At 73.5% G+C, this 24836-nt stretch carries 23 protein-coding genes; 10 read left to right on the top strand and 13 right to left on the bottom strand.

The genetic code is table 11. The features are described from left to right. Positions 1-31: 31 nt before the first annotated feature. The gene (locus tag ABD140_RS01270; RefSeq protein WP_344235729.1) at positions 32-1237 is read right to left on the bottom strand and encodes a CaiB/BaiF CoA transferase family protein; all 1206 of its coding nucleotides are present in this window, start codon (positions 1235-1237) and stop codon (positions 32-34) included. Beyond that, a complete protein-coding gene (locus tag ABD140_RS01265; RefSeq protein WP_344235727.1) occupies positions 1234-2700 on the bottom strand; it encodes an aldehyde dehydrogenase family protein in 1467 nt (488 codons plus the stop codon). Before ABD140_RS01265 ends, ABD140_RS01270 begins: the two co-directional genes overlap by 4 nt. A 181-nt stretch (positions 2701-2881) precedes the next feature. Between ABD140_RS01265 and ABD140_RS01260 the strand changes: the two genes are divergently transcribed. From ABD140_RS01260 to ABD140_RS01240, 5 genes are all read left to right on the top strand, one after another. Continuing rightward, positions 2882-3586 (top strand): SDR family NAD(P)-dependent oxidoreductase, encoded by a 705-nt coding sequence (locus ABD140_RS01260; protein ID WP_344235725.1) that lies wholly within the window; start codon positions 2882-2884, stop codon positions 3584-3586. A gap of 43 nt (positions 3587-3629) precedes the next feature. Continuing rightward, positions 3630-5297, top strand: a complete 1668-nt coding sequence (locus tag ABD140_RS01255) for a thiolase C-terminal domain-containing protein (RefSeq protein WP_344235723.1) — start codon at positions 3630-3632, stop codon at positions 5295-5297. After that, positions 5294-6175, top strand: coding sequence for an alpha/beta hydrolase (locus ABD140_RS01250; RefSeq protein WP_344235721.1), 882 nt, complete (start codon positions 5294-5296; stop codon positions 6173-6175). Before ABD140_RS01255 ends, ABD140_RS01250 begins: the two co-directional genes overlap by 4 nt. Next, a complete protein-coding gene (locus ABD140_RS01245; RefSeq protein WP_344235719.1) occupies positions 6172-7206 on the top strand; it encodes an NAD(P)H-dependent amine dehydrogenase family protein in 1035 nt (344 codons plus the stop codon). The genes ABD140_RS01250 and ABD140_RS01245 overlap by 4 nt, the downstream gene beginning before the upstream one ends. 128 nt (positions 7207-7334) lie before the next feature. Then, positions 7335-8747, top strand: coding sequence for an amidohydrolase family protein (locus tag ABD140_RS01240; protein WP_344235717.1), 1413 nt, complete (start codon positions 7335-7337; stop codon positions 8745-8747). 13 nt (positions 8748-8760) lie between these two features. Here ABD140_RS01240 and ABD140_RS01235 read toward each other — a convergent pair whose 3' ends face one another. Continuing rightward, a complete protein-coding gene (locus tag ABD140_RS01235; protein WP_344235715.1) occupies positions 8761-8919 on the bottom strand; it encodes a hypothetical protein in 159 nt (52 codons plus the stop codon). 210 nt (positions 8920-9129) lie between these two features. Here ABD140_RS01235 and ABD140_RS01230 point away from each other — a divergent pair, with 210 nt between their 5' ends. Together ABD140_RS01230 and ABD140_RS01225 are read left to right on the top strand one after the other, a co-directional pair. Then, entirely contained in the window at positions 9130-10212 is a 1083-nt protein-coding gene (locus tag ABD140_RS01230) for a DUF5753 domain-containing protein (RefSeq protein ID WP_344235713.1), read from the top strand. A gap of 101 nt (positions 10213-10313) precedes the next feature. Next, complete coding sequence (locus ABD140_RS01225) at positions 10314-11147, top strand: SAM-dependent methyltransferase (RefSeq protein ID WP_344235711.1); 834 nt, start codon at positions 10314-10316, stop codon at positions 11145-11147. 67 nt (positions 11148-11214) lie between these two features. On the opposite strand, the gene ABD140_RS01220 is transcribed toward ABD140_RS01225, so the two are convergent. The 4 genes from ABD140_RS01220 to ABD140_RS01205 are packed head-to-tail and all read right to left on the bottom strand — an operon-like array spanning position 11215 to position 15468. Continuing rightward, positions 11215-12633: an MmgE/PrpD family protein gene (locus tag ABD140_RS01220; protein WP_344235709.1), complete on the bottom strand. Its 1419-nt coding sequence runs from the start codon at positions 12631-12633 to the stop codon at positions 11215-11217. Continuing rightward, complete coding sequence (locus ABD140_RS01215; RefSeq protein ID WP_344235707.1) at positions 12630-13451, bottom strand: cyclase family protein; 822 nt, start codon at positions 13449-13451, stop codon at positions 12630-12632. The genes ABD140_RS01220 and ABD140_RS01215 overlap by 4 nt, the downstream gene beginning before the upstream one ends. After that, positions 13448-14284 (bottom strand): HpcH/HpaI aldolase/citrate lyase family protein, encoded by an 837-nt coding sequence (locus tag ABD140_RS01210; protein WP_344235705.1) that lies wholly within the window; start codon positions 14282-14284, stop codon positions 13448-13450. The genes ABD140_RS01215 and ABD140_RS01210 overlap by 4 nt, the downstream gene beginning before the upstream one ends. Further along, positions 14281-15468 (bottom strand): CaiB/BaiF CoA transferase family protein, encoded by a 1188-nt coding sequence (locus tag ABD140_RS01205; RefSeq protein WP_344235703.1) that lies wholly within the window; start codon positions 15466-15468, stop codon positions 14281-14283. The genes ABD140_RS01210 and ABD140_RS01205 overlap by 4 nt, the downstream gene beginning before the upstream one ends. Before the next feature lie 229 nt (positions 15469-15697). Here ABD140_RS01205 and ABD140_RS01200 point away from each other — a divergent pair, with 229 nt between their 5' ends. From ABD140_RS01200 to ABD140_RS01190, 3 genes are all read left to right on the top strand, one after another. Continuing rightward, positions 15698-17080, top strand: coding sequence for an FAD-dependent oxidoreductase (locus ABD140_RS01200; RefSeq protein ID WP_344235701.1), 1383 nt, complete (start codon positions 15698-15700; stop codon positions 17078-17080). 47 nt (positions 17081-17127) lie between these two features. Further along, positions 17128-18594 (top strand): dihydroorotase, encoded by a 1467-nt coding sequence (locus ABD140_RS01195; RefSeq protein WP_344235699.1) that lies wholly within the window; start codon positions 17128-17130, stop codon positions 18592-18594. 85 nt (positions 18595-18679) lie between these two features. Then, positions 18680-19492: an IclR family transcriptional regulator gene (locus tag ABD140_RS01190; protein WP_344235697.1), complete on the top strand. Its 813-nt coding sequence runs from the start codon at positions 18680-18682 to the stop codon at positions 19490-19492. A 4-nt stretch (positions 19493-19496) separates the two neighbouring features. On the opposite strand, the gene ABD140_RS01185 is transcribed toward ABD140_RS01190, so the two are convergent. The 6 genes from ABD140_RS01185 to ABD140_RS01160 are packed head-to-tail and all read right to left on the bottom strand — an operon-like array spanning position 19497 to position 24835. Next, positions 19497-20423 (bottom strand): ABC transporter permease, encoded by a 927-nt coding sequence (locus tag ABD140_RS01185; RefSeq protein WP_344235695.1) that lies wholly within the window; start codon positions 20421-20423, stop codon positions 19497-19499. Positions 20424-20448: 25 nt separating this feature from the next. Beyond that, positions 20449-21375, bottom strand: a complete 927-nt coding sequence (locus tag ABD140_RS01180) for an ABC transporter permease (RefSeq protein ID WP_344235694.1) — start codon at positions 21373-21375, stop codon at positions 20449-20451. After that, the gene (locus ABD140_RS01175) at positions 21372-21653 is read right to left on the bottom strand and encodes a hypothetical protein (protein ID WP_344235692.1); all 282 of its coding nucleotides are present in this window, start codon (positions 21651-21653) and stop codon (positions 21372-21374) included. Before ABD140_RS01175 ends, ABD140_RS01180 begins: the two co-directional genes overlap by 4 nt. Continuing rightward, the gene (locus ABD140_RS01170) at positions 21650-22693 is read right to left on the bottom strand and encodes an ABC transporter ATP-binding protein (RefSeq protein WP_344235690.1); all 1044 of its coding nucleotides are present in this window, start codon (positions 22691-22693) and stop codon (positions 21650-21652) included. Before ABD140_RS01170 ends, ABD140_RS01175 begins: the two co-directional genes overlap by 4 nt. Continuing rightward, positions 22683-23735, bottom strand: coding sequence for an ABC transporter ATP-binding protein (locus tag ABD140_RS01165; RefSeq protein WP_344235688.1), 1053 nt, complete (start codon positions 23733-23735; stop codon positions 22683-22685). The genes ABD140_RS01170 and ABD140_RS01165 overlap by 11 nt, the downstream gene beginning before the upstream one ends. Further along, entirely contained in the window at positions 23732-24835 is a 1104-nt protein-coding gene (locus tag ABD140_RS01160; RefSeq protein ID WP_344235686.1) for a class I SAM-dependent methyltransferase, read from the bottom strand. The genes ABD140_RS01165 and ABD140_RS01160 overlap by 4 nt, the downstream gene beginning before the upstream one ends. Position 24836: the final 1 nt, after the last annotated feature.

Here is a 24836-nt window from a genome sequence, read left to right as displayed (position 1 = left end):
GGTCCGCGGTGCCGGTGGTCGTCCGGCTCGCTCAGGTGACGGCGCCGGCGGTTTTGAGTTCGATGATGCGTTCCCAGTCCAGGCCGAGTTCCAGGAGGATCTCCTCGGTCTGGGCGGCGAACTCCGGGGCGGGGGCCAGGTCGGGGGCGGTGACGTCGAACTGCACCGGGTTGGCGACCAGTTCCAGCTCTCCGGCCTTGAGCAGGTAGTCGTTCGCGCGGACCTGGGGGTCCGCGCCCACCTGGAGGGAGTCCTGGACGGGGGCCCAGGGGCCGGCCAGGGTGGCGAAGCGCTCGGTCCACTCCGGGAGGGTGCGGGAGGCGATCACCTCGCGGAGGATCTCGACGGCCTGCGCGGTGTTGGCGGCGATGAGCTCGCCGGTGGTGAAGCGCGGGTCGTCGATGAGGTCGGGGCGGTCGATGTGGCGGCACACGTCGGCCCAGAACTTGGCGGGCTGCAGCATGACGAAGGAGATGTGGCGGTCGTCGGCGGTGCGGTACAGGCCCGAGAGGGGGTTGGCCGTCGAGCCGTGGGTGCCCAGCGGAGGCGCCTGCCACGCCCGGTCCAGGTGCAGGGACAGGGCGATGCCGTGGCCCATGGCCCACAGGCCGCTGCTCAGCAGGGAGACGTCCACGACCGACGGCTCGCCCGTGCGCTCGCGCCGGAACAGGGCGGCGGCGATGCCTCCGGCGAGGTTCGTGCCGGAGATGGTGTCGCCGTAGGCGGGGGCGGGCGGGTTGATCAGCCCTTCCGAGCCGGCCGGCGTGATGCTGGCGGCGGTGGCCCCGCGCGCCCAGAAGGCGGTCATGTCGTAGCCGCCGCGCTCGGACTCCACGCCGCGCGGGCCCAGCGCGCTGCCCCGCGCGTAGACGGCCTTCGGGTTCACCTCGCGGATGTCGTCCACGTCGATGCCGAACTTCCGCCGGTGGCCGGGCAGGAAGCTGGTGAGGAACACGTCGGCGCGGCGCGCCAGCTCCAGCAGCACCTCCCGGCCCTCGGGCGTGGACAGGTCGAGGCCGATGCTGCGCTTGCCGCGGTTGGCGTGCTCGATGTTGGGGTTCGGGTCGCCCTCGACCTTGAACGAGCCGGTCTGGCGGAGCCCGCGCTGCGGGTCGCCGTTGACGGCGTGCTCGACCTTGACGACGTCGGCGCCCCAGTCGGCGAGCACCGCCCCGGCGGACGGCACGAAGCCGTACATCGCCACCTCCAGGACGCGGACGCCCTCCAGCGGCCTCACGCGACCACCGCCGCCAGGGTCTTGATCTGCAGGAACTCCTCAAGCCCCTGGACGCCCATCTCGCGGCCCAGGCCCGACTGCTTGTAGCCGCCGAAGGGCGCGTCGGGCGCGAAGTAGTTGCCGCCGTTGATGCTGAACGTGCCGGTGCGGATCCGGCGCGCCACCCGCAGCGCTCTCTCCTGGTCGCGGCCGTGCACCGCGCCGGAGAGCCCGAAGATGGAGTTGTTGGCGATGCGCACCGCGTCCTCCTCGTCGGTGTAGGGGATGACGGCGAGGACGGGCCCGAACACCTCGCTCTGCGCGATCTCGCTGTCGGGGTCGACGTTCGCCAGCAGGGTCGGCCGGTAGAAGTAGCCGGGGTCGACCTTCTTGCCGCCGGTCACCAGGGTCGCGCCCGCCTCGACGGCCCGCTGGACCATGCCGTGCACCTTGTCGCGCTGCTTCTCGCTGATGAGCGGGCCCATGTAGGTGGCCGGGTCTCCGGGGTCGCCGTACTTGACGCGCTCCATGGACGCGGCGACCTTCGCCGTGATCTCGTCGTGGCTCTCCCGGGGCACGAGCAGCCGGGTGGTGAGCGCGCAGCCCTGCCCGGCGTGCGAGCAGATGGTGAACGCGGCGAACATGGCGGCGGCGTCGAAGTCCGCGTCGTCCAGGACGATCATCGCGGACTTGCCGCCGAGCTCCAGGAACACCCGCTTCAGGGTGCCGCTCGCCGCGGCCATGATCTGGCGGCCGACCTGGGTGGAGCCGGTGAAGCTGACGATGTCCACGTCGGGGTGGGTGGTGAGCGCCTCGCCCACCGCCACCTCGGCCGAGGAGAGGACGTTGACCACGCCGGGCGGGATGTCGGTGTGCTCGGCGATGAGCTCGCCGAGGGCCAGCGTGACCAGCGGCGTGTCCGGCGCGGCCTTGAGCACGACCGTGCAGCCGGCGGCGAGCGCGGGCGCGAGCTTGGCCAGCGCGAGCTGGTTGGGGTAGTTGTACGGCAGGATCGCCGCGACGACTCCCCCCGCCTCCTTCTCGATCCAGCGGCGGTGGCGCTGCCCGCGCTCCTCGATCTCGCCGAGCTCCTCGCTCAGGGGGTAGGTCCGCAGCAGGTCCGCGTAGTAGCGGACGATCTTGATGGGCGCCTCGAGCTGGTTGCCGTGGGTGAGCATGCGGCTGGCGCCCGCCTCGGCGATCGTCAGCTCGCGCAGCTCCTCCTTGTGGTCGACCAGCGCCTGGTGGAGCTGGTCGAGGCAGCGCACGCGCAGCTCCCGGTCGCCCGCCCAGTCCGTGGCGTCGAAGGCGCGGCGCGCGGCCGCGACCGCCGCCTCGGCCTCGGCGACCCCGGCGTCCGGGGCGTGGCCGAACACCTCCCCCGTCGCCGGGGCGTACGACGGATACGTCCGTCCGGCCTCCACCAGCTTCCCGTCGATGAGCAGGCGCTTCACCACGCCCGCCCCCTTCGCGTCAGTTCCCATGCCGCCTCCTCGTCACGGAGTGGAAACTACATTCTCAATTATTGCAAATCAAGCTCTAGCACACAGGCCCCGAGGACGGGACTTCCGGAAGCGCCACCCTGGAGAGTAATGTTCTCGTATTCGGAAGGGAGATTCTCGTGATCCTTGCGGCAACACCGGCCCCCTCTCCCGGAGGTGGGGCATGAGGACCGCGGTAGTGACCGGCGGCGGCTCGGGCATCGGCCGCGCCATCGCCGAGCGGCTGAGGGCCGACGGGCACCGGGTCGCCGTGCTCGACCTCAACCCCCCGGACGACGGCCTCTCCCACAAGGCCGACGTGACCAGCCGGGAGCAGGTCGACGAGGCGCTCGCCCGCGTCAGGGCGGACCTGGGGCCCGTCACCATCCTGGTCAACGCGGCGGGGCTCGACGGGTTCAAGCGCTTCACCGAGCTGTCGTTCGACGCCTGGCAGCGGGTGATCGACGTCAACCTGAACGGCGTCTTCCACTGCGTCCAGGCGGTGCTGCCCGACATGCTGGAGGCCGGCTGGGGCAGGATCGTCAACATCTCCTCCTCCAGCGCCCACTCCGGGCAGCAGTACATGGCGCACTACGTGTCGGCCAAGTCGGCGGTCAACGGGCTGACCAAGGCGCTGGCCCTGGAGCTCGGCCCCGCCGGCGTCACCGTCAACGCGGTGCCGCCGGGCTTCATCGACACCCCCATGCTGCGCAAGGCCGAGGAGCGCGGGCTGCTCGGCGGGACGATCGAGGACCACATCCGGCGCACGCCCGTCCGCCGGGTCGGCACGCCCGAGGACCTCGCCGCGACCTGCTCCTTCCTGATCTCGGAGGAGGCCGGCTACATCACCGGGCAGATCGTGGGCGTCAACGGCGGGCGCAACACCTGACCCGCCGCCCCCCACCACCACCAGCGAGCACCGAGGAGACGATGTGACCGGGCCGTCCGGGCGCCCCCTGCCCCAGCTCACCGAGGAGACCGCCTTCTTCTGGACGTCCGGGGCCGATGGCCGGCTGCGGCTCCAGGAGTGCGGGTCCTGCTCGGCCCTGATCCACCCGCCCCAGCCGGTCTGCCGGTACTGCCGGAGCCACGACAGGGGGGTGCGGGCCGTCTCCGGGCATGCGACGCTCATCGGCTTCACCGTCAACGAGCGGTTCGGGCCGCCCGGGCTGCCCGCGCCCTACGTCGTGGCGCAGGTCGCGGTCGAGGAGGACCCCCGGGTGCGCCTCACCACCAACGTCGTCGGGTGCGACCCCGCCGAGCTCACGCTGGGCATGCGGATGGAGGTGGTCTTCGAGCGGGTCGAGGACGTGTGGCTGCCGCTGTTCCGGCCCGCCGCCGACCAGGGCGAGCCCGCCCCGCCGGTCCGCGACGAGATCGAGCCCGACCAGATGTGGCGCCACGTCCGCCCCATGGCCACGCCGGAGAAGTTCGAGGACAAGGTCGCCCTCACCGGCATCGGCGCCTCCCGGATCGGCCGCCGCCTCATGGCCGACCCGCTCTCGCTGACCGTCCAGGCGTGCGAGCGGGCCGTCGCCGACGCCGGGCTGAGCCTGGACGACATCGACGGCCTGGCCACCTATCCGGGCGCCGGGCCGTTCGGCGGGTTCGGCGAAGGCGGCGTCACCGCGCTGGAGTCGGCGCTGGGCATCCGGCCCACCTGGCACAACGGCGGCGGCGAGACCTTCGGGCCGGGCGGCTCGGTCATCGCCGCGATGATGGCGGTCGCCACCGGCATGGCCCGCCACGTGCTGTGCTTCCGCACCCTGTGGGAGGCCACGTACAACGAGCTCATGCGGCAGGGGAAGATCACCCGGTCGGGCGGGCGGTCGGGCGGGTCCGGGGCCTGGCGGATGCCCTTCGGCTCGGTGTCGGCGGCGCACACCCTGGCGATGAACGCCCAGCGGCACTTCCAGCGCTACGGCACCACCCGCGAGACCCTCGGCTGGATCGCCCTCAACCAGCGCGCCAACGCCGCGCTCAACCCCACGGCGGTCTACCGCGACCCGATGACGATGGACGACTACCTGAACGCCCGTCCCATCACCACGCCGTTCGGGCTCTACGACTGCGACGTGCCCTGCGACGGCGCCGTCGCGGTGATCGTCTCGGCCAAAGACGCGGCCCGGGACCTGGCCAAGCCGCCGGTGCTCGTCGAGGCGGTCGGCACCCAGATCATCGAGCGGATCGAATGGGACCAGAGCACGCTCACCCACGAGCCGCAGGTGCTCGGGCAGGCCGCGCACATGTGGACGCGCACCGACCTGCGGCCCGCCGACGTCGACGTCGCCCAGCTCTACGACGGCTTCACCATCAACTGCCTGTCGTGGATCGAGGCGCTGGGCTTCTGCGGCATCGGCGAGGCCAAGGACTTCCTCGACGGCGGCAAGAACATCGCCCGCGACGGCGTCCTGCCGCTGAACACCCACGGCGGTCAGCTCTCCCACGGCCGCACCCACGGCATGGGCCTGCTGCACGAGGCCGTCGTCCAGCTGCGCGGCGAGGGCGGGGAGCGGCAGGTGCCCAACGCGCGGACCGCCGTGGTCAGCAGCGGCGGCCTCACCCCCAGCGGGGCGATCCTGCTCAGGACCGCGTCGTGACGTCCGGCGGTTTCCGCGTCGTCCGGGTCGGCGGCATCCCCGTGTCGGCGCTGGTGCAGGAGGCGGAGCGGCCCCGCGCCGTCGTCCTCGCCCTGCACGGCGGGGCGACGAGCAGCGTGTACTACGACGCGCCGGACCATCCGCGGCTGTCGCTGCTGCGGGCCGGTCCCGCGCTCGGCTTCACCGTCGTCGCGCTGGACCGGCCGGGGTACGGCGCCTCCGCGCCCTACAAGGAGGAGCTGGCCTCGCCCGAGCAGCGCGTCGACCTGGCCTACGGGGCACTGGACCTGCTGCTGGAGTCCTCCGGCGCGGGGGTGTTCCTGATGGCGCACTCCAGCGGGTGCGAGCTGGCCGTCCGCATGGCCGGCGCCGAGCGGGGCGCGGACCTGCTCGGCCTGGAGATCGCCGGCACGGGGCGGCACCGCCACGAGCGCGCCATGCGGCTGTGGCGGGAGTGGGACCGCGCGCGCTCCGCGGGTCCCGCCCTGCGCGAGCTCCTGTGGGGTCCGCCTCGCGCCTACCCGGAGGGCCTCGTCGGCGGGGCCCGGATCGCCTCACCCGCTCCCGCGTACGAGGGCGTGGAGGCCGAGGGCTGGCCGGAGAACCTCCCGGAGCTCGCGGCCCGGGTACGCGTCCCGGTGCACTACAGCCTCGGCGAGCACGAGATGTGGTGGCGTCCGGGGGCCGAGGCGCTGGCGGACGTCGCGTCCCTGTTCACCGCCTCCCCGCGGGTGGCCGTCCACGAGCAGGTGGGCGCCGGCCACAACCTCAGCCTCGGCCACTGCGCCCTGGCCTACCACCTTGAGGTCCTGTCGTTCGTCGAGGAATGCGTCCTGGCCCGCGGGGCCGCGGAGCGCGAAAGGGTGAGCCCCCGGTGAGAGAACCCCTCCGTGTCGTCCAGTGGGCCACCGGGAACATCGGCACCCGGTCGCTGAAGAACGTCATCGAGCATCCGCGCCTGGAGCTGGCCGGGCTCTACGTGCACTCCGAGGGCAAGGCCGGAGTGGACGCCGGGGAGCTGTGCGGGCTGGAGCCGACCGGCGTCCGGGCCACCCGCGACCTCGGCGAGATCACGGCGCTGGGCGCGGACTGCGTGCTGTACATGCCCGCCGCCTGCGACTTCGACGAGGTCTGCCGGCTGCTGGAGTCCGGCGCGAACATCGTCACCACGCGGGGCGAGTTCCACCGCCCCGACGGCATGGACCCCGCGGTCCGCGCGCGGGTCGAGGCCGCGTGCGGGCGCGGCGGCTCCTCGATCCACAGCACCGGCAGCAGCCCCGGGTTCATCACCGAGGCCGTTCCGCTGGTGCTCGCCTCGATCCAGCGGCGGCTCGACTCCCTGACCATCGACGAGTTCGCCGACCTGTCCCGGCGCGACTCGCCCGGCCTGCTCTTCGGCGTCATGGGTTTCGGGCAGCCGCCCGCGGCCCTGCCCGAAGGGCGGCTGACCCACGGCAGGACCAGCTTCGGCCCCTCGCTGATGCTCGTCGCCGAGGCTCTGGGGATGCCGCTGGACTCCCTGGAGGCGGGCGGGGAGGTCGCCGTCGCGCGCCGTCCCGTCGAGATCGCGGCGGGCACCCTGAAGGCCGGTACGGTGGCCGCCCAGCGCATCACGGTGTCGGGCATGCGAGGCGGCCGTGCGGTGCTGAACTTCCGCGCCACCTGGTACTGCACCACCGACCTCGACCCCGCCTGGAACGTACGATCTACCGGCTGGAGCGTCCGCGTCGACGGGGACGCCCCGCTCGACGTCGAGCTGCGCTTCCCGGTGCCCCTCGAGGAGATGGCGGCGGTGTCCCCCGGCTACACCGCCAACCGCGCCGTCAACGCCGTGCCCGCCGTCTGCGCCGCCCCTCCGGGCATCCGCACGAGCACCGAGCTCCCCCAGGTGATCGCCGAGCTCGGCTGATCTGGGATCATCATCGGCAGGATGCCGATCTCGAACGCGGTACCTTTCCGGGGACCGCCCGCTGAGCCGCCGCCGGCTCGGGACACCGCCGCGCCGGGCGATGCTCCCGGGCCAGGCGGTGTCATCCCGTGCGCGGCGCTCCCGTGACGGCGCTGCTGCTGCGCGACGTGGAGGTCGCCGGGCGCCGTGCCGACGTGCGCCTCGCCGGAGGCGTCGTCGCCGGGATCGGCGCGGGCCTGCCCCCTCTTCCGGGAGAAGAGGTGCTGGACGGGTGCGGCGGCGCGCTCATCCCCGGGCTGCACGACCACCACATCCACCTCATGGCGACCGCCGCGGCCGGGCGTTCGGTACACGTGGGCCCGCCCGAGGTGTCCTCGCGCGCCGAGCTCGCCGACGTGCTGCGGCGCGCCGACGCCGCCCTGCCCCCGGGCGCGTGGCTGCGCGCCGTGGGGTACCACGAGTCCGTCGCCGGCGACCTGGACCGGGAGGCACTGGACGGGCTCCTCCCCCACCGGCCGGTACGGGTGCAGCACCGTTCGGGGGCGCAGTGGAGCCTGAACGGCGCGGCCTGCCGCGCCGTCGGCCTGGACGACGGGCGGCTTCCCGAGGGCGCCGAGACGGACGGGGCCGGGCGGCCGACCGGGCGGCTGCTGCGCGCCGACGTCTGGCTGCGGGAGCGGCTCCCGGCGGAGCCCCTCCCCGATCTGGCCGGGCTGGGACGCCGGCTGGCCCGTTCGGGCGTCACCGGTGTCACCGACGCGACGCCCGTCGAACGCGTGGCGGACCTGCGGGTGCTGGCCGAGGCGGGACTGCCGCAGCGGCTGACGCTCACCGGCGGCCCCGCGCTGGCCGCGGCGGACTTCCCCGCGGGTGTGGCGCGCGGCCCGGTCAAGCTGGTGGTCACCGACCACGAGTTCCCCGAACTCGGCGCGCTGGCCGCGGCGATCGAGGCCGCGCACCGCGCGGAGCGGCCGGTGGCCGTGCACTGCGTCAGCCTCGTCGCCCTCGTCCTGGCCCTCGCCGCCTGGGAGCAGGCGGGCGTGCGGCACGGCGACCGGATCGAGCACGCCTCGGTGGTGTCGCCGGAACTCGTCCCGGTCCTGGCCGAACGCGGCCTGACCGTGGTGACGCAGCCCGGGTTCGTCGCCGAGCGCGGCGACCGCTACCTGCTCGACGTCCCTCCGGAGGACCACGCGGACCTCTACCGCTGCGGCTCCCTGCTGGCGGCGGGCGTACCCGTCGCCGGAAGCACCGACGCCCCCTACGGCCCGCCCGATCCCTGGCGCGCCGTCAAGGCCGCGATCGAGCGCCGCACGGCGGGCGGGCGGGTCCTCGGCGCCGGGGAGCGGATCCCCCCGCGCCGCGCCCTGGAGCTCTTCCTCACGCCGCCCGGCGCTCCCGGGGGGCGGCCGCGAAGCGTCGTTCCGGGCGTCACCGCCGATCTCGTCCTGCTGGCGGCGCCGCTGGGCGACGTGCTGACCGATCCTTCATCGGACGCGGTCGTCCGGACGTTCTTCGCCGGTACGCCGTTCCCGGCCTGAGAATCCGCGGCCTTCAGCAGTCGCTCCAGAACTCCTCGAGTTCCTCGCGGGAGAGCGCCTCGTAGGGGCGCCCGGGCATCGGTCGGCCGGTCTGGAGCGACCAGATGGTGTAAAGGCACAGGGCTATGGGGTCCTCTTCCGCGGGCTGCGGCGCGGGGGGCGTCTCAGGCACGGATCTACGATCCGCCCGGGGGCGGATCTTTCTTATGAAAAACCTCATTATCCAGACAAACCCGGATGCTCTAGTTACTCAACTCCTCTTACTGAAGTAACTTTACTTCACACTGAATATTGAAATCCGACATGTGCACGGGTTGCGAAACCCGCGTCGCGGCAGGATGCTCGGCATCGAACCGGAGTACGAGGATCCTGCGGAGGACCGATGCCCCACGGGTCCACCGAAGAGGTGGTGGCCGCCTTCATCGCCGAGCTCAGGGCGGTCTGGGCGGCGGCCTCGCCCACCTATGCCGCGGTGGAGCGGCACGCCGAGGAGCTCAGGAGGCGGCCGGCCCCGCACGGGCGGCGGATCGTCCCGCTGCCCGCGGCCACCGTCAACGACCTGCTCACCAAGCCGCGGCGCCGGCTGCCCCGCTGGGAGATGACGGCCTCGCTGCTGACCGTGCTCCGCGAGATCCTCGCCGAACGCGGCGAGGACCCCGACCGCGCCGGCACCCTCGCCCTGTGGAAGGCGCGGCACGAGGCGGCGCTCACGGCCATGGACGGGCTCCGCGGCCGCGGGCGCGGGCGAGGGGGCCCGGTGGGCGTGGCCTCCGGCGCGCCCGACCCCGAGGAGCAGGCGCGGGAGCGCCTGGCGATCGAGGACGCCCAGCGCGCCACCCTGCTGAAGGCCGCCGGGAGCGGGAAGCCGCAGTGGTGGCACCCCTACCGGGACGTCGTCCCCGCCGGGGCCGCGGCCTACCTGTCACTGGAGCAGTCGAGCCACCGGCTGCAGATCTACGAGCCGGGCGCCATCCCCGACCTGCTGTGGACCGAGGAGCACGCCCGGCGCGCGGCGCTGTGGGAGGACCCCGGCGCGCCGGAGGAGCTCATCGCCCGGAAGGTCGCGTTCCAGCTGAGCCGCCGCCGCATGCTCCTGCGCGGCGAGCCCGCCCGGCTGTGGGTGCTCCTGGACGAGGCGGCGGTCGCGCCCTTCGGCGACCGCGCCCTGTGGCGCGCGCAGACCGAGCACCTGCTCGCCCTCGCGGCGCTGCCGAACGTCAGCCTCCAGCTCCGCCGGTCGGAGCCGGACCGGGCGCTGATCGGCGGACCGGTCCGGCTGCTGCGCTTCCGCGAGACGGAGTTCCCCGACGTCATCTGCCTCCGGCAGGACGGGAACACGCTCTGCCCGCCGGAATCCCGTGTCGTCCAGCACTACACCGCACTTCTGAAAGGGCAGTTCTTCACCGCGGAGACCCCCGAAACCTCCCTGCAAATCCTCAGCGATCTCCTCAAGTGGCGCCATTAGTACCAATAGGTATATATCTCCTATACCTAGCCAACGGCCTTCGCCTTCTGTTGTCATGGGGAACCGTCCGAGCACCACCCGATGCCCTCCGGAGGCCCGACGTGACCGGGGAAGAAGAGCGCTTCGCCTGGCATGAGGCAGAAAAAGACCTCTACTCGGGGATCGACACGTCGGTACCGCACTCGGCCCGCATCTGGAACTACTGGCTCGGCGGCAAGGACAACTTCCCCGTCGACCAGCAGGCGGGCGAGGAGTACGTGCGGGTCTTCCCCGGCATCATCGAACTGGCCCGCCACTCCCGCGCCTTCCTGACCCGCGCCGTGCGCCACCTGGCGGCCGAGGAGGGCGTCCGCCAGTTCCTGGACATCGGCACCGGCCTCCCCACCCACGACAACACCCACGAGGTCGCCCAGCGCGTCGCCCCCGGCGCGCGCGTCGTCTACGTCGACAACGACCCCCTGGTCCTCCTGCACGCGCGCGCCCTGCTGACCGGCACCACCGAGGGGGTGACCGCCTACGTCGAGGCCGACCTGCACGACCCCCCGTCCATCCTGGAGAAGGCGGCCGCGACCCTGGACCTCACCGGCCGCCCGGTGGGCCTGATGCTCATGGGCATCATGGGCCACATCCCCGACGACGACGCCATCAAGCAGATCATCGACGCCCTCCTGGCCCCCCTCCCCTCCGGCAGCTTCCTCGCCCTCTACGACGGCACCGCCACCGACGACGACTTCGCCGAGGCCCAGGAGGGCTACGACGAGACGGGCGCCGTCCCCTACCGCCTGCGCCGCCCCGAACAGGTCATCGGCTGCTTCGACGGCCTGGAGGTCCTCGACCCCGGCATCGTCCCCGTCCACCTGTGGCGCCCCGAGCCCAGCCCCTTCGCCCCCGGCCCCCCGGCCCACGCCTACGGCGGCGTCGGCCGCAAACCCTGACCCCGGCGGAACGCCGAGGGCCGGCGCCGCTCGCGGGGCGAGGGCGCCGGCCCGGGGGTCGCGGGTCCTACCGGGAGGCCGGTGCCTCCCGCAGGGCCTGGGCCAGGGCGGTGAGGTCGGGGGCCTCGGGCAGGCCGTAGGTGAGTTCGGTGATGCGGTCGGCCTGGGCGGGGGTGAGGAGGCGGGTGGCGTTCAGGTGGAACTTGGCGGCCAACTCCTCGGAGCTCAGCGGGTTGCCGGGACCGCCTCGGTTGACGCTGACGCGCTCCTCCAGCACCTCGCCCGAGGCGAGGCGGACGCGGAGGACGGCCGGGAACTGGTGGGGGAAGACGCGGTCGCACTCGGCGTCGGGGACGCAGTGCACCTTCGCCGCCAGGGCCAGGCGGGCCGGGACGGCGTCGGGCTCGTCGGTGAAGTCCTCGTGGAAGAGGCCGAGGCCGCCGCCGCCCAGGAGCGCGGCCGCGACCGTGTAGGGGCCGGAGAACGCGGCGTGGTAGCCGGAACGGGGGTGGATCTTGTCCTCGCGGGGTTCGCCGATGGTGCGCAGGACGGGGGTGGGCGCGCCCAGCTCGATGCGGTCGATCTCCGAGACGTCCAGGCCGCGCTCGCGCAGCCGCCGTGCCGCGTCGACGCCGGCGTGGGTGAAGTGGTTGCACGGGTAGGGCTTGAAGAAGATGCCCGGCAGCTCCCACTTCTCGCCCAGGCCGTCCAGCAGCGGCTCCAGGTGGTACTGGTCGCCGCAAAACGCCTGGAGCAGGCCGAAGCGGCCCTCCAGCACGGTGGGCGGGCCGGTCAGGCCGGTGCGGGCCAGGCCCGCGGCGGTGACGGCGGCGTGCGCGGCCCAGCCGCAGTGCACGCGCTTGACGGTGCCGCCGGTGCGGTTGGCCTCCAGCAGGCCCGAGCCCATGCTCGCGGCGATGCCCAGCGCGTCGGCGACGCCCTGCGCGCCCAGGCCCGACAGCATCGCCCCGGCCGCGGCGCCGCCGAGCGCGCCGCAGATCGCGGTGGCGTGCAGGCCGCGCTCGAAGAACACCGAGTTGCCCAGCTCCGCGTCGTATCCGGCCATGCCGACGCGGACGGCGATCTCGACGCCGACGCCGATCGCGTCGAGCAGCTGCGCGCCGGTCGCGCCCCGCGACTCCGCGACGGCCAGCGCCGCGGGCACGACCGACGCGGACGGGTGCAGCACCGACGGCAGGTGCGTGTCGTCGAAGTCGAGGGAATGCGCGAGCGTGCCGTTCAGCAGGGCCGCGCTCGGCTCCGGCAGCGGCTCGGCGAAGCCGATCGCGGTGGCGCGGCCGCCGCCGCCCCACTCGCGGACCAGCGCGCCGACGGCCTTGGCGGGCGGCTCGCCGGTGGCGGCCAGGCTGTTGCCGAGCACGTCGAGGACGCGGCGCGCGGCGTCGGCGCGCAGTTCGGCGGGCAGCCCCTTGCTCCGGACGCCTTCGGCGAACTCGCCGAGCGTCTGGACGAGCGGCGCGGTCATGCGCTCACCGCCGCGAGCGGACGGACCGGGGAGCCGGTGCCGCCCTTGATGCGCAGCGGGGCCAGCACGAAGACGAACTCGTGGATCCCGACCTCGGCGATGTCCTCCAGGTAGAGGTGCTCCATGATGTAGATGCCGTTCTCCACCAGCAGCACCCGGTGGACGGGCAGGACCGCGTGGCCCGCGCCCGCGGGGATCTGCTCGTAGGCGGTGGTGTCGGAGCCGGTCGCGACGATGCCGCGGGCGGCCAGCCACTCGGCGGCCTCCACGGTCGCGCCGGGCACGCCCTCGGCCTTGCTCATGTAGGCCTCGGGGTCGCCGAAGTTGCGGGCCCAGCCGGTGCGGACGAGCGCCACGTCGCCCGCGCCGGGCTCGACGCCCGCGCGCTTCGCGGCGGCCTCCAGGTCCGCGGCGGTCACCCCGTAGCCGGGCGGCAGCGTCGGGACGCCGTGCACGGCCGCGACGTCGAGCAGCACCCCGCGGCGCAGCAGGCCGGGCAGCTTCTCGGCGCCGTGCTCCTTGAACGCGCCGCCGAGCTGGGCCTCGGCGGCGTCCACGCCGCCGTGCAGCCTGCCGCAGTGGCTGACGTGCGAGAGCGCGTCGATGTGGGTGCCCACGTGGCCGCCCGTGACGATGATCTCGTTGGCCGCCGAGCCTCCGTCGGGGCGCTCCATGTCGCCGTGCCGGCGGATCAGCGTCATCCGGAAACCGGGGTGGTTGGGCGAGCACGGCATGCCGGTGAAGAACGGATGGCCGAGCTCGATCAGCCGGACGCCGCCGGCGACGGCCGCCAGCAGCGGATCGGTGGTCTGGGTCATGGGACGTCGCCTTTCTTGGCGTTCTCGCGGTCGGCGGCATCGGCGAGGCGGAGCAGCCAGCGGGCCCGCTCCACGATCGCCCTGTCGACGAACCTTCCTGAGGAATCGATCCAGGCGGCCTCTCCGGCCGCCCCGGTGAACCGGCCGAGCAGCTCGCGCGCCCACTCCGTCTCCGCGGGATCGGGCGCGCAGACCTCGTGCACGACGGGGACCTGCGCGGGGTGGATGACCGAGCGGCCGAAGAAGCCGCCCTCGCGGCCCGCCTCGGTGTCGGCGCGCAGCCCGTCGAGGTCGCGCACCGCCGTCCAGACGCTCTGCGCCGGGCTGGGCAGCCCGGCGGCGCGCGCCGCGACGACGATGCGCGACCGGGACCAGGCCAGGGCCCGGCGGCCCGCCCGCAGGTCGGCGCGCAGATCCGCCTCGCCCAGCGAGATCCCTGCGACCAGCGGGTGGGCGGTCGCCAGCGCCAGGGCGTTCTCCACCCCGAGCGCCGACTCGATCAGGGGGTGCACCGGCACGCCGAGCCGGTCCGCGACGCGCCGCAGCCCGCCGGGGTCCTCGCTCTTGGGCACCCGGACGCCGGCGAGCGCGCCGGGCGCGGCGGCCAGCTCCTTCAGGTCGGCCTCTCCCGCCGGGGTGGCGGGGTCGTTGATCCGCACGTGCGCGGCACGCCCCGAGGCCAGGACGTCCAGCACGTTGCGCCGCGCCTCGTCCTTGGCCGCCGCCCCGACGGCGTCCTCCAGGTCGAGGACCACGGCGTCGGCGGGTCCGGCCAGCGCCTTGTCCATCCGGTCGGGCCGGTCCCCCGGCACGTACAGCCAGCTGCGGATCACTTGATGACGCCCTTGGCGCGCAGTTCCGCGAGCTCGTCGCCGGTGACGCCGTAGCGCGCGAGGAGCTCCTCGGTGTGGGCGCCGACGGGCGCGCCGGCGGACTCGATGCGGCCGGGCGTCTCCGAGAGGCGGAACAGGATGTTCTGCATTTTGATGGGACCGAGCTCGTCGTCCTGGACGGTGGCGATGGTGCCGAGCGCCTGGAACTGGGGGTCGGCCATGATGTCGGCGGCGTCGTAGATGGGGGCGACGGCGGCCTGCGCCTCCTCGAACGCCTTGATGACCTCGTCGCGGTCGCGCTCGGCGATCCAGCTCCCGACGGCCTCGTCGAGCTCGTCGGCGTGCTCGGCGCGCTGCGCGCCGGAGGCGAACCACGGCTCGTCGATGTACTCGGGGCGGCCGACCAGGCGCATCACGCGCTCGGCGATCGACTGGGCGCTGGTGGAGATGGCCACCCACCTGCCGTCGCGGGTCTGGTAGGTGTTGCGCGGCGCGTTGTTGCTGGAGCGGTTGCCGGTGCGCTGCTGCAGGAGGCCGAGCTGGTCGTAGTTGATGATCTGCGGCCCGAGCAGGGTGAGGATCGGCTCGATGATGGCCATGTCGACGACCTGGCCGCGGCCGGTGGCCTCGCGGGCGCGCAGCGCGGTCATCACGGCGAACGCGGTGGTCAGCGCGGTGATGCCGTCGGCGAGCCCGAACGGCGGGAGGGTCGGCGGGCCGTCGGGCTGCCCGGTGATGGCGGCGAAGCCGCTCATCGCCTCGGCGAGGGTGCCGAAGCCCGGCCGCTTGGCGTAGGGGCCGATCTGGCCGAAGCCGGTGACGCGGACCAGCACCAGGCGCGGGTTGATCCGGCTGAGCTCGTCGTAGCCCAGGCCCCAGCGCTCCAGCGTGCCGGGGCGGAAGTTCTCGATGACGACGTCGGCGTCGGCGACCATCCTGCGGAAGATCTCCTGGCCTTCGGGCGAGCCCAGGTAGAGCGTCATGGCCTTCTTGTTGCGGCCGATCATCTTCCACCAGAGGCCGACGCCGTCGCGCTGCGCGCCGTGGCTGCGCACCGGGTCGCCCTTGGGGTGCTCGACCTTGACGACCTCCGCCCCGAAGTCGCCGAGCAGGGTCGCGGCGAGGGGGCCCGCGAACAGGGTCGCGGTGTCGATGACCCGGATGCCTTCCAGCGCGCCTGCCATGGACGTGCACCTTCCTCTCGTCGTTCCGCTTAGCGGAACACTCTCGGCTCGCCTTCCCGGAGAGCGTCCCGGTCAAGGCTTTTTCAAGTTCGCACTGGTTACTGGCTATAGTCAAGTTCGCCAAGGATATTGACCCGCGACCGGGCCGGATGTCACGCTGGACCAGACCCCCGGCAACTGTTTCTCTTAGCGGAACAAGCACGGGAGCTGCGGGTCAGGAAGGAACCCAGTGAGCGGAACGGAATTCGACGGGCCCGACCTCGTCGTGGCGGGCGCCGGAGGCGGCCTCGCCGGCGCGCTGCGCGCCGCGGAGCACGGCCTGAGCGTCCTGGTGGTGGAGGCCAGCGAGCACTACCGCCGCGGCAACAACACCTCGATGTCGACCGCGATGTTCCCCGGCGCGGGATCCCGCTGGCAGGCCGAGGCCGGGGTGGCCGACTCCCCCGAGCTGTTCGCCGCCGACATGGCCGCCAAGACGAAGGGGCAGGTCGACGCCCGGCTCGCCCGTACGCTCGCCGGGGTCAGCGCCCCGCTCGTGGAGTGGCTCAACGACGGCGTCGGGCTGCCGATGTCGCTGGTCACCGACTTCACCTACCCCGGCCACTCGGTCACCCGCTGCCACACCGTGCCCGGCCGGCACGGCAACACCGTGATCGACCACCTGGCGCGCCGGGTGCGCGAGCACCCGAACATCGACATGCTCGTCCCCGCCCGGCTCACCGACGTGCTGACCGGCCCGGACGGCGCGGTGCGCGCCGCCGTCGTGCGCATGCCCGACGGCGCCGAGGAGGAGATCCCCACCCGCGGGGTCCTGCTGGCCACCAACGGCTACGGCGCCGACCGCGAGCTCGTCGCGCGGCACCTGCCGGAGATCGCCAAGGCCCTCTACCAGGGCGGCGAGCACTCCCGGGGCGACGCGCTGCGGATCGGCGAGCGGCTCGGCGCGGCCACCGGCTACCTGGACGCCTACCAGGGCCACGCCGGTGTCGCCGCCGGGGCGAGCACCCTGGTGACCTGGGCCACGATCGTCCTCGGCGGCATCCTGGTCGACCTGACCGGCCGCCGCTTCGGCGACGAGAGCCGCGGCTACTCCGAGTACGCCGCCGAGCTGGCGGCGCGGCCGGGATCGACGGGCTGGATCGTCATCGACGAGACCGTCCACGAGCGGTGCCTGGCGTTCCAGGACTACCTGGACGTCGTCGAGTCCGGCGTGCTGGTGCGGGCCGAGGGCGCCGCCGCCCTCGCCGAGGCGACCGGGCTGCCCGCCGAGGCGCTCGCCGCCGAGCTCGCCGCGTCCGCGTCCGCCGCCCGCGGCGAGAGCGAGGACCCGCACGGACGCACCCGCTGGGAGCGCCCGCTGGACCCCCGCTACGTCGCCGTCCGCGTCCTGCCCGCCCTCTTCCACACCCAGGGCGGCCTGATCGTCGACGAGCACGCCGCCGTCGTGGACGCGCGGGACCGGCCGATCCGGGGCCTGTACGCCTCGGGCGGCGCGGCCGCGGGCGTCTCCGGCCACGGCGCGGCCGGATACCTCGCCGGCAACGGCCTGCTGCCCGCCTTCGGGCTCGCCTACCTGGCGGCCGACGACCTCGCCCGCACACTCGCGGGCTGAAGAACTCCCCCCTTTCCCCCACTACACGCACGCGGAGGAGACCGCCCATGGCGTCCATCGAGCTGCTGATCAAGAACGTCCGGGTCGTCCGCCCCGGGGACGCCGACGGGACGCCCCCGCCGGTGGACATCGCCGTCAACGACGGGACCATCGTGCGGGTGGGCCCCGGCCTGCCCGAGGACGACGCGGCCACCGTGGTCGACGGCCGCGGGCTGCTGGCCTTCCCCGGCGTGGTCGACGCCCACCAGCACTGGGGCATCTACAACGACCTGGCCACCGACACCCGCACCGAGAGCCGCGCCAGCGTCCAGGGCGGCGTCACGACCGCGCTCACCTACATGCGGACCGGCCAGTACTACCTGAACAAGGGCGGCAGCTACAAGGACTTCTTCCCCGAGGTGCTCTCGCTGTCGGAAGGCAGGGCCTACACCGACTACGCCTTCCACCTGGCGCCGATGAGCGCCCAGCACATCGGCGAGATCCCGTACCTCGTCGAGGAGCACGGCGTCACCTCGTTCAAGATCTTCATGTTCTACGGCAGCTACGGCCTGCACGGCAGGTCGACCAGCCAGAGCGAGTTCCTGATGATCCCCGAGAACGAGCGCTACGACCTCGCGCACTTCGAGTTCGTCATGCGCGGCGTGCAGAACGCCCGGGAGATCCTCACCGAGTACGCCGACCACCTGTCGCTGTCGCTGCACTGCGAGACCGCCGAGATCATGACGGCGTACACCAAGATGGTCGAGCAGGACGGCTCCCTCTCCGGGCTGCGCGCCTACAGCGCCTCCCGCCCGCCGCACTCCGAGGGCCTGGCCGTCACGATCGCCTCCTACCTGGCGCACGAGACCGGCCTGCCCAACATCAACCTGCTGCACCTGTCCGGTGAGAAGGCCCTGTCGGCCGCGCTGACCATGGCCGGGGCGTTCCCGCACGTGGACTTCCGCCGCGAGGTCACCATCGGCCACCTGCTCGCCGACGTCGACACCGCCAGCGGCATCGGCGGCAAGGTCAACCCGCCGCTGCGCGAGCGCTCGGACGTCGACGCGCTGTGGCGGCACATGCTCGCCGGCGAGATCGACTGGGTGGTCAGCGACCACGCCTGCTGCCGCGACGAGCTGAAGTTCGGCGCCGACCGCGGCGACGTCTTCCTCGCCAAGTCCGGGTTCGGCGGCGCCGAGTACCTGCTGCCCGGCCTCGTCGGCGAGGGCGTCAAGCGGGGGCTGTCCCTCCAGGCCGTCGCCCGCATGTCCTCCGCCAACCCGGCGAAGCGCTACGGCCTGCTGCGCAAGGGCGACATCGCCGAGGGCTTCGACGCCGACATCGCGCTGGTCGACCCGGAGGCCGCCTGGACGGTCCGCGCCGCGGACTCCGAGTCCACCCAGGAGTACACGCCGTTCGAGGGCTTCACCATGACGGCGAGGGTCACCGACACGTTCGTGCGCGGCAACCGGGTGCTGGCCGACGGCAAGGTCGTCGGCGACCCCGTGGGCCGCTACCAGCCGCGCGGCCGCTGACCGTACAGGCGAGGCCCCGCGGACGAGGACGTCCGCGGGGCCTTTTCCGCATCCACCGAAGCCGACCGAGACCTAGGATCGAGACGTGACCGAGAAGACCGATTCGGCCCGTGCCGCGGTGCGGGCCGCGGAGAGTCCTGGCACCGAGACGGCGGCCCGCGTCGCCGACGTGCTCCTGCTCTTCGCCGGGGGACCGCAGTACCTGGGCGTCAGCGCCATCAGCAGGGAGCTCGGGCTGTCCAAGGCGGTCGTGCACCGCATCCTGCAGTCGCTGGTGTCCCGCGAGATGCTGCGGACCGATCCGGGGGTCCCGGGCTACCGGCTGGGGCCCGCCGCGGTGGCGCTCGGCGCCAGCGCGATGAGCCGGTTCGAGACCAGGACCGCGGCGATGCCCGTCCTGAGCCGGCTGCGCGACGCGACCGGGGAGACCACCACCCTGTCGGGGCTGGTCGGCGAGGAGCGGGTCTACCTCGCCCAGTTCGAGAGTCCCCACGAGGTCAAGATGACCGTCGACCTGGGCGTGCGCTTCCCGCTGCACGCCGGCTCCTCCGGCAAGGCCATCCTGGCGTTCCTGCCCGAGGCGCGCCGGGAGGCGCTGCTGGCGCGCCCGCTGCCCCCGCTCACCGAGCGCACGGTCACCGACACCGGCGCGCTGCGCGCCGAGCTGGCCGAGATCCTGCGCATGGGCGTGGCGGTCTCGGCCGGGGAGCGCCGCTCGGACGCCGGCTCGGTCGCCGCCCCCCTGTTCGGTCCGGACGGCGAGCCGCACGGCTCCATCAGCGTGTGCGGCCCCCGCCACCGCTTCACACCCGAGCGGGTGGAGCTGTGGCGGGGGCTCGTGCTCGCCGCCTCCGAGGAGATCGGCCGGAGCTGGACCTGGTCGCGCCCCGCGGGGTGAGCCGCTACCAGAGCTCGGGGTCGCTCTTGGTGCGGGCCGAGGGGTTGAGGGCGTCGCGGATCGCGTCGCCCAGCAGGTTGAACGCCACCACCACCAGCATGATCGCCAGGCCGGGGAAGACCGTGGCCCACCAGGTCAGGCGCAGCGTGGTGCGCGAGTCCGACAGCATGCTGCCCAGCGAGAAGTCCGGCGGCTGCACGCCCAGGCCCAGGAGGCTGAGCGCGCTCTCCACCAGGATCATCACGCCGGCGCTGGTCGACCACAGGATGATGACCGGGCCGAGCACGCTGGGCGCGATGTGCCGGAAGAGGATCGCCGGGGTGCGGGCGCCGATGGTGTGCGCCGCGGTGACGAAGTCCATGCGCTTGGTCTGGGAGACCGAGTTGACGATCGTGCGGGCGTAGTTCGCCCAGCCCCACACCGCCAGGATGATCATCAGCTTGACGATGCCGGGGCCGACGACCGCGGCGAGCGCGACACCGACCGCCACGAACGGGATGGCGAACTGGATGTCGGCCAGCCGCATGAGCAGCATGCCGACGCTGTTCTCGAAGTATCCGGCGAGCAGGCCGAGCACCAGGCCGCACAGGGCGGCGCCGGTGGCGGTCACCACGCCGACGACGAGGCTGAGCCGCAGCCCGTACAGCAGCCGGCTGAACACGTCGCGGCCCAGGGTGTCGGTGCCCAGCAGGTGGCCGCCGTCGCCGCCCAGCCAGACCGGGGCCTGGCCCGCCGCGGCGAGGTTCTGGTGGGTGGGGTCGTGCGGCACGATCCACGGGGCGAAGACCGCGATCAGCACCAGCGCTCCCAGCAGCGGGATCGCGATGCGCCCGGAGGTGTCGCCCCACACCCGGCCGAGGATCTCGGCCAGCCGGCCGCGGCTGCGCGGAGCGGGCTTGGACTTGGCGACCGGGACGGTGGCCGTGGTCATGGGGTCCTCCCTGTCGTCATGGGGGTCACGCCGCGGCCTTGGCGCGCAGCCGGGGGTCGATCAGCCGGACGATGAGGTCCATGGCGATGTTGACCAGGGTGATGAGCATGGCCATGCAGAACACGCTGGCCTGGACCAGCGGGAAGTCCTGGTTGCCGACGCTGCGGATGAGCAGCGCGCCCAGGCCGTTGTAGCCCAGCAGCGGCTCCAGCACGAGCAGGGCGCTGAACAGGAACGAGAACTCGATGCCCAGCCAGGCCAGCAGCGGGGGCATCGCGCCGGGCAGCGCGTGGCCGAACAGCACCTTCCACGGCGGCACGCCCTTGGAGCGGGCGGTGAGCACGTGCCCCTCGTTGAAGGAGTCCAGGAGCTGGCCGCGCACCAGCCGGGCGGTGGTCGACACCGCCGCGAGGGTCAGCGCGAGCACCGGGATCACCAGGCTGGACATGCCCTCGCTGCCGGTGGCCGGCAGCCACTGCAGGTTGACCGCCAGCAGCAGCACCAGCAGCAGCGCCATCCAGAAGTACGGCACGCTGCCGGTGACGAACGCGCCGACCATCAGCAGCCGGCCGGAGAGGCGGCTGGGCTTGAGCGCCGCGGCGATGCCGATGCCGAAGGACAGCAGCACGCACAGCACCAGCGACGGGATCACCAGCCACAGGCTGGGGCCGAGCCGCTCGGCGACCATCGTCATGGCGGGCTGGCCGAAGGAGAACGACTGCCCGAAGTCGAAGGTGACCGCGCTCAGCAGCGCGTCGCCGTACTGGACGAGGAAGGGCGCGTCGAGGCCGAGGCGCACCCGGGTCGCCTCGATCATCGCCTCGCTCGCGTCCGGCGGGGACATCAGCTCGGCCGGGTCGCCCGCCAGCCGGGACAGCACGAACAGGAAGGTGGTCACGCCCCAGGCGACCACGGCCACCAGCAGCAGCCGCCGGACGGCGTATCCGATCATCGGGGTCCCCCCGCGGCGGCAGCCTCCATGACGCGCTCGAGGAAGGCCCTGCGGTCGGCGGCCAGCCGGGCGCTCAGCTCCGGCCCGGGCTGGAAGAGGTCGAGGTCCTCGCGGGTGACCGAGCCGCGCTCGGCCAGCAGCTCCTCCAGGACGGTGAAGCGGTCGCGCAGGACCCATAGTTCGGAGGCGACCTCCATGAGCGCGTGGAACACCCCGTCGAGGTGCTGGGAGCGTTCCAGGTGCACGGGGTTCTCGGCGGCGAATCCGGGCATCGTCATCCGCCTTTCTTGAGGGTCATCAGGTCGGTGTCGGGAAGGACGAGCGGGGGCGGCGCGGGCACCGCCCGGTGCCCGAGCTCGCCGCCGAGCCGCAGCTCGCCGGGGAAGTGGCAGGCCGCCTGGCGGCCTTCGGCCACGGTGACCAGCGGCGGCGCCTGCTCGACGCACCTCGCGGTGGCCAGCGGGCAGCGGGAGCTGAACGCGCAGCCGGCGGGCCGGTCGACGGGCGAGGGGATGTCGCCGCTCGGCAGGATGCGGTGCTCGGCGTCCCGCTGCATCGAGGCCAGCACCGCGGTGTAGGGGTGGGCGGGGTCGGTGAACAGCTCGGCGGCGGGGCCGATCTCCACCACCCGGCCCAGGTACATGACCGCGATCCGGTGGCTGAGGTGCCGCACCAGGGCCAGGTCGTGGGTGATGAACAGGTAGGCCAGACCGCGCCGCCGCTGCAGGTCCTGCAGCAGGTTGACGACCTGTGCCTGCACCGAGACGTCCAGGGACGCGGTCGGCTCGTCCGCCACGATCAGCGACGGGTCGAGCATCAGGGCCCGCGCGATGCCGACGCGCTGGCGCTGTCCGCCGGAGAGCTCCTGCGGGTAGCGGCCGGCGAACGCCGGGTCCAGGCCCACCTGCTCCATCAGCTCGAACACCTTGCGGCGGCGCTCGGCGGCGTCGCCCGCCCTGTGCACCTGCAGCGGCTCGGCGAGCACGTCGCCCACCCGCTGGTAGGGGTTGAGCGAGGTCGACGGGTTCTGGAAGACCATCGCCATGCGGCGGCGGACCGCGGTGCGCAGCGCGGAGCCGCGCAGCGCGGTGACGTCGCGGCCCTCGAACTCGATACGGCCCGCGGTGGGCTTCTCCAGCCGGATCAGCATCCGGGCGACGGTGGTCTTGCCGCTGCCGGACTCGCCCACCAGGCCCAGGGTCTCGCCGCGGCGCACCTCGAAGGAGACGCCGTCGACGGCGCGCAGCGTGCGGCCGCCGCCCAGGCGGAACTCCTTGACCAGGCCGTCGACCCTGGCGACGTAAGGCTCAGTGCTCATCACGGGCTCCTGGGGTGATCGGGCCGTACCCTTCGGCCAGCAGGCAGGCGGCGGTCCGGCCCGGCGCGACCGGACGCGGCTCGGGGCGCGCCGACCCGCACACCTCGTGCGCGCTGGGGCAGCGGGCGGCGAAGGCGCAGCCGGTCAGCCTCTCGGCGGGGCCGGGCGGACGGCCCTCGATGGTGTGCAGCCGCCCGCCCGGCTCGTGGGAGCCGGGGGCCGAGCGCAGCAGCGACCAGGTGTAGGGGTGGCGCGGGCGGGTCAGGACCTCGGCGGTCGGCCCGGACTCCACGACCTCGCCCGCGTACATCACCACCAGCCGGTCGGCCAGGTCCGCGATCACGTCCAGGTCGTGTGTCGCGATCACGATCGACAGGCCGAGTTCCCGGTTGAGCTCCTTGAGCAGCTCCAGGATCTGGGCCTGGGTCGTCACGTCCAGAGCCGTGGTGGGCTCGTCGCAGAACAGGACGGCCGGTCCGGCCACCAGCGCCATCGCGATGACGATGCGCTGGGACTGCCCTCCGGAGACCTCGTGCGGGTAGGAGTTCATCCGGGAGGCCGGTTCGGGGATGCCGACCCGGGCCAGCATCTGCTCGGCCAGCCTCCGTGCCGCGTCGCGCGACAGCGAGGGGTCCGCCGTCCGCGCCGACTCGACCAGCTGGGCGCCGATGCGCTTCATCGGGTGCAGCGAGCGCCACGGGTCCTGGAACACCAGCCGCGCCCGCTTGGCGCGCAGGTCGCGCAGCCTCCGCTTGGGCATGGCCAGCACGCCCTGGCCGTCCAGGAGGATCGTGCCCTCCACCTGCGCGCCGGCGGGCAGCAGCCGCAGCGCGGCCATGATCGAGGTCGATTTGCCCGACCCCGACTCGCCCGCCAGCGCCACGATCTCGCCCTTCCCGACGTGGAAGGTGGCGTCGCGGATGATGCGCAGCCGGCCTCTGCCGGTCGGCAGCGTCACCCGGACGTCCCGCATCACCAGGGCGTCCTCGCGGGAGCCCTTCGGGGACGGCGCCTCCGCCGTCTCCAGCAGTCCCTCGCTCACGTCGGCTCCTTCCGCTCCAGTGGACGGCGGGCGATGGTGACCCACGGGTAGTTGCCCGGGCCGAGCGGCTGCTGCCGCACCTCGGTGAACCCGGCCGCCTCGGCCGTCTCCACCAGGTCGGCCGTGGCGGTGGTCCGCCACCACGGCTCGTTTCCGTTCTCGGCGTCCCAGTCGTCCAGCCAGGCGTTGTAGGCGGACCGCTCGCGGTACGGCGCGACGTCGGAGAACACCAGGTCGCCGCCCGGCTTCAGCAGCCGGAAGGCCTCCGCGAAGACCTTGCGGAGCGCGTGCGGGGGGATCTCGTGCAGCAGGATGAACGAGGTCACCAGGTCCTGGCCGCCCGCGGGCAGGCCGGTGTCCTCGGCCGCGGCCCGCACGAGGTCCCAGGTCAGCCCGCGGTCGGCGGCCCTGCGCTGGGCGTAGCGCAGGGACGCCTGGGAAAGGTCGACGCCGGTGATCCGGGCGCCGGGGTAGGTCTCCGCCAGCTTGAGCGTGTACTGGCCGGTACCGCAGCCGAGGTCGCAGATGGCGGCGTATTCCGTGCGCGGGGCCGCGGCCGCGACCTGGCCCCGCTGGCGGAAGATGTCGCCGTAGGCGGGCACCAGCAGGTACCGGTAGACCAGCTCGTGGTGCACGAACCCCATGTGCTCGTGGCCGTCCCACCCTCCGGTGGTGCCGTGGAACTCGTACTTCCAGTACCGCGGCACCACCTCGTCGCCCCGGTCGGTGATCGCCGCGGGATCCGGTGCCTGCGCGAGCTCCAGCAGTTCCTCGCGCTGGGCCTCGAAGGCCGCGACGGCGCGCGGGGTGAGCCGGCCGCGGCCCCAGGCCAGGGCCGCGCCGATCACCCCCGGCTCGGCGGAGCCCGCCAGGGCCCGCTCCGCCGCCGCGCGCAGCTCGCCGATCTCGGGATCGGCGGCCTCGCCCCACGACGCGGCCTCGGGGGAGGCCTCGATGCGGGCTTTGACCCGGTCCCGCAGCGGGTCGAGGGCGGCCCGCTGGGCGGCGAGGAACTCCAGCTCGGCCCGGCCGCGCTGGTGCAGCCTGAGCTCGGGGTTCATCCCGTCGGGAACCGGTGCGGCGATCACGTCCGGGGACAAG

This window comes from Actinocorallia libanotica (assembly GCF_039525175.1).
In the GTDB taxonomy this organism is placed as follows: domain Bacteria; phylum Actinomycetota; class Actinomycetes; order Streptosporangiales; family Streptosporangiaceae; genus Actinocorallia; species Actinocorallia libanotica.
Note: the sequence above shows the minus strand (reverse complement) of the source record. Positions and strands in the feature narration are given on the sequence as shown.

What these genes read in the sequence shown, in the direction of transcription:
- ABD140_RS01265 (WP_344235727.1), bottom strand. Translation starts at nt 2,700, where the DNA reads ATGGGAACTGACGCGAAGGGGGCGGGCGTGGTGAAGCGCCTGCTCATC.
- ABD140_RS01260 (WP_344235725.1), top strand. Translation starts at nt 2,882, where the DNA reads ATGAGGACCGCGGTAGTGACCGGCGGCGGCTCGGGCATCGGCCGCGCC.
- ABD140_RS01230 (WP_344235713.1), top strand. Translation starts at nt 9,130, where the DNA reads ATGCCCCACGGGTCCACCGAAGAGGTGGTGGCCGCCTTCATCGCCGAG.
- ABD140_RS01220 (WP_344235709.1), bottom strand. Translation starts at nt 12,633, where the DNA reads ATGACCGCGCCGCTCGTCCAGACGCTCGGCGAGTTCGCCGAAGGCGTC.
- ABD140_RS01215 (WP_344235707.1), bottom strand. Translation starts at nt 13,451, where the DNA reads ATGACCCAGACCACCGATCCGCTGCTGGCGGCCGTCGCCGGCGGCGTC.
- ABD140_RS01205 (WP_344235703.1), bottom strand. Translation starts at nt 15,468, where the DNA reads ATGGCAGGCGCGCTGGAAGGCATCCGGGTCATCGACACCGCGACCCTG.
- ABD140_RS01195 (WP_344235699.1), top strand. Translation starts at nt 17,128, where the DNA reads ATGGCGTCCATCGAGCTGCTGATCAAGAACGTCCGGGTCGTCCGCCCC.
- ABD140_RS01185 (WP_344235695.1), bottom strand. Translation starts at nt 20,423, where the DNA reads ATGACCACGGCCACCGTCCCGGTCGCCAAGTCCAAGCCCGCTCCGCGC.
- ABD140_RS01180 (WP_344235694.1), bottom strand. Translation starts at nt 21,375, where the DNA reads ATGATCGGATACGCCGTCCGGCGGCTGCTGCTGGTGGCCGTGGTCGCC.
- ABD140_RS01175 (WP_344235692.1), bottom strand. Translation starts at nt 21,653, where the DNA reads ATGACGATGCCCGGATTCGCCGCCGAGAACCCCGTGCACCTGGAACGC.
- ABD140_RS01170 (WP_344235690.1), bottom strand. Translation starts at nt 22,693, where the DNA reads ATGAGCACTGAGCCTTACGTCGCCAGGGTCGACGGCCTGGTCAAGGAG.